This is a genomic window from Paramagnetospirillum marisnigri, from assembly GCF_001650715.1.
GTDB classification, from domain to species: Bacteria; Pseudomonadota; Alphaproteobacteria; order Rhodospirillales; family Magnetospirillaceae; genus Phaeospirillum; species Phaeospirillum marisnigri.
On the sequence record NZ_LWQT01000098.1, the window covers coordinates 25720 to 39557 of the forward strand.

Annotated in this window: 1 protein-coding gene (running past one end of the window); it reads right to left on the reverse strand. The window is 63.6% G+C overall.

The features are described 5' to 3' along the window. Positions 1–13838, reverse strand: partial view of a LamG-like jellyroll fold domain-containing protein gene (locus tag A6A04_RS22515; protein WP_068495258.1) — the end only. Its footprint extends 23509 nt past the window's final position; 13838 of the gene's 37347 nt are visible here — the last part of the coding sequence; its start codon lies off the right edge, out of view; the stop codon is at positions 1–3.

Consider the following 13838-nt stretch of genomic DNA (forward strand, 5'->3'; position numbering starts at 1 on the left):
TTAGCCGACGTGGATGTTGTTCTCCACCAGGACATGGGCATCCCCATTGCTGTACTGGGTATAACTGTCACTCTGACCATTCACGGTCAGATTGGCTTGGCCATCGGCATGCCAGCCACTATCGGAGAAATTGACATAGGTGCTGTTGGAACTGCCGATCACCACCAAGGTATTGGCGGTGCCGGTCACCGCATTGCCGTTGTTGGTCATGCCCAGAACATGGGCAACATCCAGCATGGCCCCGGAATTGTAACCGCTTAGGTTCAGGATATCGAAGTTCTGCAAGGCGTTGGTCTGCAGCTGGCTCATGTTGAAGGTGGTGTTGTTCCCCCCCTCCCAGACCAGTTCGTTGTTGCCACCAACACCACCGTCCAGGAAGTGGAAGTTGTGGCCGCTGATCCCTACCGAATTATAGCCACCCATGCCCACGAAAACGTCATAGCCCGACCCCAGATGGGCGATGTCGTTATTGCCGGTGGCGATGACATAATTGCTGGTCGTACCCGTATCAATGAAGCTGGTGTTCGAGCTGAGGACCGCCACGGAGGCGCCGCTTTGCACCGTCAGGCTGAGTCCGGTGGTGCTGAAGACCGGGTCGAGGACCCAGCCGCCGCTGCCACTGGCCAGTCCATAGATGCCTTCGAAAGCGCCGCTATAGCCGGTCCACTGCATCAGACTGGTGCTGGCGGTGGGAGTGGCGTGGGCGTAGAGGAACAATTCCCCTCCCAGCGTCACATGGCCGTTGACGTTGATGGCATCGTTATAGCCGGGTCCGCTGCCGCCCAGTGACAGGTCGAGGACCACATGGGAATCCGAGGCCAAGGTCATGTCGCCGTTGATCTGCAAGGTCCCGGCGGTGGTGCTGTCACCCGGCTTGAGATAGCCGTGATTGACGAAATCCGCATCGCGGACATCGATCTTGCCGACGCCGGAAATCAGCGCCCAGTTCTCGAAATCCGAATGGGTGGAACTGCTTGAGCTCTCGACGGTCAGGGTGGCGCTGCCGCTCATGGTCAGCGCCCCGTGATTGTCAAAGGACCCGCCGACCAGGATCATGTCGCGGCCGACCTGGATCAGGCCGTAATTGTCGATGCTGTCCGCTTGCAGGACATGGGTGCCCGCCGTCATGGAGCCGGTGGAGAGGATGGTGCCATGATTGGTCAGGGCGCCTTCCACTTCCAGGGCCGACCACCAGTTCGAGACATTGCCGGTCCCGGCGCTGAGATTGACGGTGCCCAGGTTATCGAAGCTGTGCTCGATCACCCCCACGGAACCGGTGCTGCTGATGGCCTCGACCAGAAGCAAGGTGGCGGCGGCGTTCTGGAAGGCGGCGCCGATATGGTTGCCGATCCCGGTCAGGCTCAGGGTTCCGGCGCTTTGGATCACTGTTCCGGAACCGGTCAGGGTGCCGCCATTCATCGACAAGGAGCCCGAGGACTTCAAGATGGCATTGGCGCCCAGGGACAGGGTGCCCCCCGACAGACACAACGCGGACCCGGCCGCCACCGAACTGCCGATATCGACGGTGATGGCGCCACCGCCCACCATCAAGTGCGAGGCGGATAGCAGGTTGAGCCCAGCCACCTCCACCGCGCCGCTGGAATGGGTGATGGTGGTGCCGGTCAGGCTCACCAGACCGGTAAGATCGGTGGCAATGGCCGTGGTTGCGGCGGTCTGGTGATTATACAGCTCGACCCGCTCGGTGCGGCTGGTGGTCAGGGTGCCGTCGCTGGCCCGCCAGGTGAAGCCGTCGATGCCGGTGATGGAGGCCGAGGTCGGGGTATAGGTATAGCCCCCGGTGGAGGAGTTGATGGTCAGCGTCCCCTGCGCCGGTCCCGTGACCGTGGCATAACTGACGGAGGAACCGTCGCGATCCACCGCCGCCAGGGTCCCGGTCAAGGCCGCTCCCGCCACCGCGTCCAGATCCAGAACCGACGAGGTCAGTTCCGGTGCCCGGTTGCCGATGGTCACCGCCATGGACTGGCTGGTCACCAGGGTATGGGCGGTGCCATCGCCGGACTTGTCCCAGACCTGGATGTTCAAGGTATCGCCGCCGACACCGTTCCAGGCCGGATCGGCCACATAGACCGCGGTGGCCAGGGCGGCGTTGATGCGGTCCAGGGCGCTGGATACCACCACCGTGGCGGAACCGTTGACGGTGCTCGAGCCGAAGGTCAGCCCCGAGGTGTCCTTGAGCAGGATGGTGCCATGGGCGGCGGTCAGCTTCAGCTCATAGAGATGATGCCCGCTCTGGCCGATGGGATCGCTGACGGAAATGGCCAGGACGTGGCTGCCCGAGGAACTGGTGGTGAAGGCCCCCGCCCCGGTCAGGAACGGCGCGTCCTGCACCGAACGCACGCTGACCCCAATAGTGCCATAGGTCAGGTTATTGCTGCCGTCATTGATGCCGACGATGAAGCTGTCACTGCCGACATAATTGGCATCGGGCGTGTAGACGTAGTTGCTGCCGCTGATGGTGACGGTGCCGTGGCTGGCCTGCTGGCTGAGGGTCACGGTCAGGCTGGCCGAGGCGTCATCGTGATCGATGGCGAACAGCGAGCCGCGCGCGACCGTGTCCTCGCGGGTGGTCAGCACATCGTCATAGATGGAGGCCTTGGCGCCGACCGAGGTCACGCTGGTGGCGCTGCCGCCATTATGGCTGGTGCTGTCGGGAACGGTGGTGCCCGAGATATCGTCGAGACGCCAGTTGTTCAGCAGCCCGTATTCCGTACCGGACAGACGGGTGTTCATATAAGACGAGATTTCGCCCTGGGTTCGCGCCGTGCTCCACGCCCGGACGTCGGAGATCAAGCCGGTATAGAACTGAGAGGCGGTCCCGCCATTCACCGAATTGCCGATGGCGAGATTGGCCGAGGAACTGCCCACCGCCGCGTCGAAGTGATAGGTGATGCTCCCCGAAGCCACGCCATTGACGTAGAGGGTAAAGACGTCGCCCGCCCGGGTGACGCTCACATGCGCCCACTGGTTGGCCGCCAGCGTCTGCGAGGACTGCAGGTCGTAGGTCGAGCTGAACAGCCCATCCCCGTTGACCGAGCTGTTGGCCTGGAAGAACAGATGGCCGCCAATCAGGCCAAGGCGCAACTGCGGCACGCCGATGCCCTGGTTCAACTGCTTGGACAGCAGCACCACCTCGCTACCCAAAGCCGCCGCACCGGGATTGATCCAGGCCTCCAGGGTGAAGTCGCCGCTGCCCAGGGTGGCGAGCGCACCCGTGGTCCCGCCGACGGTGATGCCGCTGGTGCTGCCGTTGAACGACGCCACCCGGCCCGCGGTATTGACATATTGCGGCATGGCCGAGCCATAGCCCGAGCCGGTCCCAAGCACCAGATCATGCCCCGAATAGGACGTGTCCAGCATATAGGGAAAGGTGGTTCCCTGGCTGGTGTTGAGTTGGCGATCCATGGCCCACTCGGCCAGCATATGGTCGGTGCTCTCAAGCTCCTTGCGATGGAAATCGTCATAGATTTCAGCGGCGCTGCGAACGTCGCTGAACAGGCGCACCATGTCCATCTGGCCCTGGAAGCCGCTGGTGACCGTGGTGTCGTCGCTCAGGGTGGCACCGACATAGAGGGTACTGGCACCGGTAAACGAAACCGGTGTCGCGTCGTTGACGCCCACCAGGGCACCATCCTTGTACAGGCTGATGACGCCGGTCGCATGGTCATAGCTGCCCGCCCAGTGGCCCCACTGGTTGACGGTGCTGCCCGCCGCCATCGTCACCGAGCCCACGCCAACCACGGTGAAGACCAGATTGTTGGAGGCGTCGAAGGCCACGGACATGGATCCGTTCTGATACAGGGCGGTCTCCGCCACGCCAACGACCGAGCGGCTGCTCCAGAATTCGAAGCTGAACGACTGGTTGGTCAGGGCCATGCCGGACGACTTGGCGTACTGGCTGCCGTTGAACTGCAGTGCCGCGCCGGACGCGCCGACGCCGATGGGGTCCACCGGGCTGGGAACCTCGATGGCGATGACCTTCTGGGTGACGGAACCGTCGGAGCCGGTGGCCCGGGCGGTGAAGTAGTCGACACCATGCCACCCGGATGTGGGGGTGTAGACGAAGCTGCCATCCATGGCCAGGGTGACACTGCCATGCTGGGCGGCTCCCACCACCGACCAGGCCAGCGACGAGGCCGAGGTCTCGGCCGCCAGGGCGCCATGATAGGGGGCGCCGTAATCGGCGGTGATCACCTGATCGTAGACCGGAACCTGATTGTCCACCACGGTCAGGGTGCCGGAAACGGTGCCGTTATGGGGGATCGCCGCCGAATCGGCGACGGTGGAGCCGTTCACCCCGTCAAGGCGCCAATAGCCGACCAGGCCGGTCTCACCCCCCGCCAGGGGCGCGTTCATATGGGATTCAATCTCGGCGGCGGTGCGAACCGTGTTCCACAGCCGGGCATCGGCCATATCGCCATTGTACTGGGCGGTCGTGCCATCATAGAAGGTCGCCAGCCGGACCGCGCCCGCGACATTGTAATTGCCGACCGTTCCGGTCCCATCGACCTTGCCGTCCACATACATGGTGTAGCTGGCGGTGGTGGCGTTCAGATTGGACAAGGTCACGGCCACATGATGCCACACCCCATCCGCCACCACCGCGTTGCCCGCGACGGAGCCGGCGTCACCGGCGACCGACAAGTGAATCTTGCCGTCGACGCTGGAGTAGATCCACAGCCCCTGCTCGGCGTTGTTAACGCCGGAGGTGAAGATCATCTGCGCCTGCGAGACATCGGATGTCCTGATCCAGGCTTCGTAGGTATAGCTGCCAGTTCCTTGGCCAATGGCCGAGCCCAGATTGACCGATTGGCTCAGGTTGAAGTGCAGCGCATTGGTGGGCGGATTGATCACGCGCGGTGAATTGGCGGCGGACAGGTCGATATAATGACCGTTGTGGGACTGGTCATCCAGGGCATTGCCGCTGAAATCCTCGCCGTTCCAATAGCCGATCAGGCCGGTCCCGCCATCCAGGCGCTGACTGTATTCGGCCGCGATTTCGGACGGAGTCCGGGCGGTGTTCCAGACCCGCACCTCATCCATGCTTCCCTTGACGCCATGGTCGAAGGTGCCGCCAAGAATGGTGCCGCCGATGACCAGGCCCGAGGCATCCGTCAGACTGCCCAGCGACCGGGTGATGGAGCCCTCGGCCTCGCCATTGACATACAGGGTGAAGGTATCGCCCGAACGGGTCACCGCTACATGGGCCCATTGCCCGGCGGTCAGGCTATTGGCGCTCTGAAACTCGTAGCCATTGTTGTAAAGACCGGTGCCCGAAGTGTCCTGGGCCATGAAGATCAGCTTGCCGTTCATGACCTCGAGGCGCATCTGGAGCGATGTGCCTGAATAGGCGGCCGACTCCTTGGCCAACAGGACCTGTTCGGTGGTCACGTCGGTCAGGTTGATCCAGGTCTCCATGGTGAAGTTACCGGAGCCCAGGGTGGTCAGATCGCCGGTATTGGACACGACCGCCCGCTGGGTGCCGTTGAACGACAGCACCGCCTGGCGCTCGCTGGCCCCCAGGATCTCGGTATTGCCCTGCACGTCCAGGCGGATCAACTTGAAGGTATCGCTGCGTCCGTCATTGACCTTGACGACGAAACTGTCGGCCCCGACATAGCCGTCGCTCGGGGTATAGGCGAAGCTGCCATCGGAATGGATCACCAGGGCGCCGTGCAGCGGCGTGGCCTCGACACCATAGCTGAGCGCCGCGCCCGAGTTGTCCGAGGCCAGGACCATTCCGTGATAGGACGACCCGCTGTCGATCTCGATGACCTCGCGTGCCGTGGGCACACCGGTATCGACAATGCCGACCGAGCCGGACACGGTCCCGACATTGCCATAACCGGAGCCATCGGCCACCACGCCGCCCTCGGCGGAATCCATCCGCCACAGGCCGACCAATCCCCCCTCGTAGCCCATGGGGATCTCGTCCTTGAAGGCACTGATCTCGGCGGCCGTCCGCGCGGTGTTCCAGACCCGGACATCGGCCATGTCGCCATGCAAATAGCCGGTGCCGAAATGGCTTCCCCCAAGCACCGCGAAGGCGCCGCTGGACTGGATATTGGGCGGCATGTCGCTGCGGGTGGCATCGGCGACGCCATCCACATAAAGCTGCACCACCCCGGATTTGACGGTGACGGCCACGTGGTGCCACTGGCCATCGGCGACGGTGGCGGTGGAGGACAGGCCATTGATCTCGTCCGAGAAGCCAAGCTTGCCATTCAGCAGGTAGAGATAGGCATTGTGCGTGCTTGAACCGGCATCGACCAGATACTGAAGATTCCCCGAGGCATCGGAGCTGCGGACCCAGCTTTCCCAGGTGAAATCAGCGGTTCCAGCGGCCAAGGTCGCTGGGGTGCTCAGGGCAATCGATGTCGAACCGTCAAAATGGGCCGCCCGGAAGGGCACGCCCGCGACGGTGGCCCCCTCCAGGGTCAAGCCGTGGCCATTACCCGAGGCATCGCTGGTGCTGTTGCCCTTCCAATCCGCGAGCAGGCTTTCGTCCGACAGGTCGCGCAGATACATGGTATCGGCGATGTCCTCGGGATTGCGACCGTCATTCCACAACCGGACCCCGGCGATCTGCCCCTTGAAGGTGGTCACGGTATCCAGGCCGCCGCTGCCGCTGCCCTCTCGGGCACCGATCAGCAGGTCAAAATCATTGGTCAGATCCAGTTGCGGCATTTCCACCGCCGCCACCGCCTGACCATTGACGGTCATGACATAGATGCCGTCCTCGCCGCGACTGACCGCCACATGCGCCCATTGCCCCGCCGTCAGGACCGACGGGGTGGCAAGGTCGAATCCTTGGGTATGGAAAACCAGCGTTCCGTCGCGGGTGAACAGCGACATCACCGGGTCGCTGGTCACGGTGGCGCTGTCCTTGGCAACGATCATGTGATCGCCGGTCAGGTCGGACGGATTGATCCAGGCCTCGATGGTGAATTCGCCACCACCGACATTGAAGATATTGCCGGCATTGGCCGCCGCGCCACCCCGGAAGGTCAGGGCGGTGTTCTGGCCACCGCCGCCCATGGCATCGGCATGCCCCTCGGACACGGAAACCGCCTCGGAATTGGAATAGCGGCTGTAGCCCACCCCACCCACGCGGGTGCCGTTCTGGTCACCGCCCGCCATGTCCGTCACTGCCGTGGTCTTGGCGTCATTGAAGGTATAATTGGCGATCAGCGTTCCGCCCTGGGTACCGCTCAGGACCATATCGTAGTTGTCGGAAATCTGCTGGCCGGTGCGAGCCACGTTCCACACCCGCACATCGTCCAATTGGCCGTCGTAATGGCTGCTGCCGGCGGTATCGAACTTGTCACCGATCCTGAAGGTGCCGGTGCCGGTGAAATCCGTGGTGCCGGTATAGGTCGCGACCTGGGTGCCGTTCTTGTAGAGCACCTTGGTATTGGTCGCGGCGTCGTAGCTGGCCGCCCAATGGACCCAGACTCCCACATTATCGGTGGTATCGGTGAAGACCAGATCCTCGCCCCAGAACGAGAAGATCACCTGGTTGCCGACATTGACGGGCTGGAAGTCGATATGAAGCCCCTGCCCGCCAACTCCCGCCGTCCCCATGGAGATGGCATTGTCCTCGGTGGAGCTGCTGGCGCGGTTGGCCCAGAACTCGATGGTGAAGGAATTGCTGGCCAGGGAGATGCCGCTCGCCGTCACCGCGTCATCGGTGCCGTCGAACTTCATGGCCAGATCGCGGGTGAACTGGCCGCGTCCCACGCCCTGTTCGCCAACCTTGCCCGCGCTGTAATCGTTCAGCGGCAGGTAATCCACCAGATCCACTTCACTCCCGGTCAGGCGGCTGTCCTTGCCGGACGCCAGGGCGCCGACACTCTTGGCCACCGACCAGATGCGGACTTCGGACATGTCGCCGAGGAAATTATCGGCGGTATATCCATTTGCGCCGATCCTGGCGCCGATCAACAGGGGATCGCCGCTGTTCAGATTGGGGGTTTGGCCGCCCCAATCATGGGTGGCCACCTGTGTGCCATTGACATAGAGGGTGAAGGCATTGCCGGAACGGGTGACCGCGACATGCTGCCAGGTATCGGCGACAATGGCGGCTCCGCTAGTGGTCTCGACCAGCGCGCTATAGCCCCCCACTCCATCGGGACCCGCGAAAACCAGGTTGCCGTTGGTAATGGTGAAGGACCACCCGTTGACATTGCCGGCCTGATCCTCGCTGAGGATAGCGCGCCCTCCCACGACAGTCGTCGGCTTGATCCAGGCTTCCATGGTGAAAGCCCCGGTTCCGGGATCATAGGGAGTCGAGGCCTGGATGACGCCGCCACTGCCCAGGGTGACGGCCTTGGAGCCATCTTCCCCGGCGCTCAGGCCAAGGCCCGCTCCGGCACTGGCACTGACATTCCTGGCGCTCGCCTGATCATGGCCATCATTGCTGATTTCAGCGAAGCCAATGCCCCCGGCATCATTAAGCGGGATATAATCCGCCAGACCGGCCTCGTTGCCCGCCAAGCGATTGTTCATGGTGGCCGAGATATCGGCCGCGCTCCGGGCGGTGTTCCACAGGCGCACATCGGACATGGAACCGGAATAGACCGTGCCCGACTCCACGCTGGTTCCCTGGTCGTACTGGGTGAAGCGACCGCCCAGGGACAACTGAATCTCGTTGGCGAAATCGTCCACCTGGGACGAGTGGTAGGTCGCGACCGAACTACCATTCAGGAACAGGGTGTAATCCTGGCCGGAGCGGGAAACCGCCACGTGCTGCCAGGTGTCGGCGGTCAGGACATTGGTCGCCACAAGGTTGGGAACCCATGTGGTTCCATTGAAGTAGATCAGTCCTGGCCCCGAAAGCTGCAGACTGGCGCCATTGCTCACCAGCGCCCAACCGTTGGTGTTTCCGGACTGGTCCTTGGCCACCAGCATCTGGGTCCCGGTCAGGCTGGTCGGCTTGATCCACAGTTCCACCGTGAAATTGCCGGTGGGCTCGAACTGATTCTCGGTCTTGAGCAGGGACGTACCGCTGAAGGTCGCCCCCTGATAGGGAGACGCATCTCCAATGATGGGAAGATCGCCCAGGGCCGCCTTGGTCACGCTACCGACCTTGGTGACAAGGCTCATATCCATGTCGGCCGAATCGTGGATGGCATAGCCGGATACCTCGTCCAGCTTCCAGTACCCCACCAAGCCGCTTTCATCGCCCCGAATGGGGTTCTGCATGGCGGAATGGATCTCGCTCAGGTCGCGAGCCTTGTTCCACAACTGGACATCGGCGATCTCGCCCCGGAAGTTCTCGGTTCCGATGGCACCGGCATTGCCGATGACGAACTGCCCCGGATAGGAGGCATAGTCCCCCATGCCGGTGGTATTGCTAGCGGCGAAGGAGGAATGGGACACGCCATCGACCACGATGGACCAGGCCCCATTCTCGTGTACCAGGGCGACGTTCTGCCACAGCCCCGTCGTCAGGCTGGCGGTGGTGCTGAGGTTTGCCGCGACGCCGCCGCACATATAGCCCAGCTTGCCGGTGGTGGTGTCCACATACAGGCCAAAACCGCTGTTGCTGGCATCACCGTTATAGGCGATGAAGCCGCCAGCGCCGGTATTGACACCGTCCCACTTGACCCAGGCCGACAGGGTCAGGTCGCCGGTGATGGGGCTTGCCGGGCCGGTCACGGCGATGGACTGACCAGCCTGGAACACCATGGCCCGCGAAGGCGGCGCCGACACGAAGGCGTTGGTCCCCACCACCATGGCGGTGTAGTCGCCACCCGCCAGATTCTCGACGACGCTGCCGCCCTCGTTGAAGGCCCAGTGCCCCACCAGCGCGCTGTCGCTGGACGACTCGGACTGGCCCATCTCGCTGATCTGGCGGGACGACAGCACCGTGTTCCACAGCTTGACATTGTCGATCTGGGCGGTCAGCGAGGTGGCATTGCTGTCGGGGCCGACGACCACCTTGGACAGGTTGCTCAGCATGTTGACGGTGGCGCCGCTGGCCGATCCCGCCCAATGGCCATTGAGGTAAAGGGTGGCGCTGGACCCGTCGAAGGTCACCGTCGCATGGGCCCAGCTCCCGGCCGTCACCGAGGTGAGGCCGGTGCCGGGTGTCCCGTTCAGGCCGACCATGATATGGCCGGTACTGTCGATGGCGACGCCGATCAGGGCGGAATTGCTGCTGTTCATCAGGCTGACCAGCCGCTGGGTCGAGCCCGAGATTGCCGTCGGGACCAGGAAATCGAATTCCAGGCTGGCCTGGTTGCCGCCGAACTGGCCGGTATCCATCTTGGCGATGGCCGCGGAGCCAGTCCCCTTGGCGGTCAGGACGCCGGTACGCTCGGACAGGCCGGAAATGGTGGTGCTGTCGGTCACGTTGACGGTGATGGTCTTGGTCGAGGTCAGGCCGCTGCTATCCGTCACCGTCAGGGTGAAACTGTCGGTGCCGTAGAACCCCGGATTGGGGGCATAGGAATAGGACCCATCCGCGTCCACCACCAAGGCACCGTTGCGCGGATTGCCGCCCGACGCCTTGGCGACGGTATAGGTGTCGCCGTCCACCTCCTTGACCACGACATTGCCGCTGAGGACCCCGCCCTCGCGCAGGGTAAAGCTGGTGGCCCCGGCCTTGGGCTCCATGTCATCGGCCAGATAGACGGTACCCACCACCGCCGCCCCGGCGTCATGGAAGGTATTGTCGATGATATAGCCGTCAGCCACCACGAATTCACGCAGCAGGCCGGTCTCTCTCCCGGTCAGGCCATGATTCATGTCGGCGGCGATATCCCAGCCGTTCCGGACGGTGCTCCACAGCCGGACATCGGCAAGATCGCCGGTCAGCGGAGCGGTGAGATCGCTGCTGTCGCCCATGCGCATCTTGGTGCCGGACGCCACGAAGGCGGTGGGGGAACCGGTGCTCACCCCCGTCCCTGCGGCAATGGCCACGCCGTCGATGAACACGTTCATGGTGTTGGTGGAAGCCACGTAGCTGTAGGCGACATGGTGCCACTGGCCGTCATTGAGGGCGGTTCCGGCCGGAGTCCATTCCCGGTAATCGGTGGCCGTGCCGATCCGGATCTTGAGGTTGCCGGTACCATTGACCATCACATCCACGGACTGGTCGCTCGCCGTGGCGGCGGTGGTCGAAATCAGCGAGTGGTATCCGGTGGTGGTATCGCTGGTCCGCACCCAGGTCTCGATGGTGTGGTCGGTAAAGGCCATGGTGGTGCTGGCATTGGTGGTGACCCGCCCCGCCCCCACCAGGGAAATGGCCTCGGAGGGCGGCGCCACCAGCGAGGCGGCGCCCGACACGGTCAAGGAGCGATAGCCGGTGACATCGGCAAGAGTCGAGCCGCCATTGGCGTCGAAGGTCCAGGCCCCCACCAGTCCGGACTCGGCCCCGGTATAGGGGCTGCCCGCCTCGGCGATCATATCGGCCACCGGCCGGGCGACATTCCACACCCGCACATTGTCGATGAGGCCGTCCAGGGTTCCGACCGCGCCACCACTGCCATCGCAGCCGATGGTGATGCGGTTGAGCGACGAGAACGAAGACGTGAAGTTGAACGGCCCCAGCGTATCCACCACCACGCCGTCCACCACGAAGCTGGCGGTGGCCATGTTCACCCCGGAGGGGGCGTAGTTGACCGCGACATGGTGCCAGGTGTCGGTGGTCAGAGTGTAGTTGGTGCTGGTCTGAACACCCGACCCGTTGTCCACATACAGACGGCCGGAGCTGTTGACACCAAACACCAGGTGGTTGCTCTGGCTGCTGGACGAGACCAGGCGGATGAATTCCTGACTCTGGGACAGCGAGTCCACCCTGACATCGCATTCCAGGGTGGCCGTTCCATCGGAGAACTGCCCACTGGGCAGGCTGCCCGCCACGGTGGCCGCCGCCCCTGTCATGGACAGGGCGGTATTGCGGGCCGTCAGACCCTGCAGCACCGGAGCGTCATTGACCGCCGCAAGCGACATGGTGGCGCTGCCATTGACGGTGCCGCCATGGCTGTCCGAAGCGGTGAAGGTGAACGTCGCCGTGCCGTTGAAATTGGCGTTGGGCGTGAAGGTGTAGCCGCTGCCATGCTCGACCAGGGTGCCATGCGCCGTCGAGATGGTGGCGATGGACAACGAGTCACCATCCGGGTCACTGATATTGGCCAGCAGGGCGGCCTTGGTGATGGTGACCGCCGTATCCTCGGTCCCCGCGGCCAGGGTGACGGCGCCGCTGCTGACCGGCGCGTCGTTGATGTCGTAGGTCAGCACCGTGGTCTGAAGGGCGGTGCTCGACGCATTGCCATCGCTGACCGTCAGGGTGATGGTGCGGGGTGTCATGCCCGGCGCATCGCCACTGTTCGAGAACGTCACCGATGTGATGGCCGCCTGATACTGGGCCACGGTCGCCGAACCGCTCAGGGTCAGCACACCGGTCGTGCTGTTGTAGCTGCCGGTGATGCCGTTGGCATTGGTGAAGGACAGCACATCGCCCGCCACCTTGTTGGTGATGGTGACGGTGGCCCCGGTCAGGGTGGCGTTGTCGGAATCGGCAATGCTCAGATTGGAGAACACCGGCATCGCCACGCTGCCCTCGGTGTAGACCGACGGGGTGGGCGGGGCCGAGACCGAATAGCTGATATTGTCCAGATAGGCCGCATCCGCCTCGGCATGGAACATGACCGAGTTCCACAGATACGGATTGGCGGCGGTGGTGCCGCTCCAGGACAGCCCGGCATTGATGTTCTGCAATCCCGTGGCCTGGACCCAATTGCCGCTATTGCCAAGATCGCGATAGGAAACGCTCAGCGCGCCCTGGCCGCCATTGGCGCTGGTATCCAGGGTGATCTGCAGGGTGCTCCAACTGGTCAGGTTGCCCACCGTGGCGGTAAGCGCGGTGCCATCGGCCTTGTACAGGGTCAAGACCCCGCCGCCTTCCTGGCGATAGCCCATGCCGATGGAATTCTCGTTCGGATCCAGCGGCCCATTGCCGGAATAGGAGCTGAGGGCAAAGGTGGAGCCGTCATAATCCAGATCGGCGCCGATGCGCATATAGCTGCCCCAATACGAGGCGGTGAAGTCATAGCTGAAGGTCAGGGTCGCGCCCTGGCTGACCGTGGCCAGTGTCAGATTGCCACCGGAGGCATGGGAAATTTCCCGATTGTAATTGCCCCCGGTCGACCCTGCATAGAAGGCGTTGGAGGAGGTATAGAGCCCGGAGGAGGTGGAGGTCGCCACCGTCCCCTGGGTGGTGTCGTTCATCACCCAGCCGTCCTGGCCGACGATGGTCTGGCCGACAGTCGTCGATTCGAAGCCATAATTGGCGGTTGATACGCTTGGGTTTTGAACCACCACCGGCGCCTGATTGATGACGGTGACCGTCGGACCGGCCAAGTCTCCCCCCGCCGGGGCCGAAGTGACGCCGGACAGCTTCACCAGGGTGCCATCCATGGCGCCGCCCTTGAAGACCATCCACCCATCGGTGCCATCGGTGACGAAGACCGCATTGGCGCCCGTCAAGCCGCTGAGGGCGGTGATGGAACTGGCCAGACTGCCCGCCCACGCTCCACCCGGAGTATAGCTGATGCCGCTTCCCGCCGCCGACAGGTCGAGCTTGTCGGTGCCGCTGACGAAGTCGGTAATCACCATGGGCGAGCCCAAGACCCCGGCAGTGGCCGCGACCACGAACTTGTCCGCCCCGGCGCCGCCGGTGAGGGTATCGCCGCCGGTCCCGCTATTGATTGTATCCGCCCCCGAGCCGCCGACGATGGTGGTCAGGGCCGCATCGGCGCTGGCATCGATGACCAGCGCGGCGGAGGAGCCGCTGCCGTCCAGCTGGGTGATGC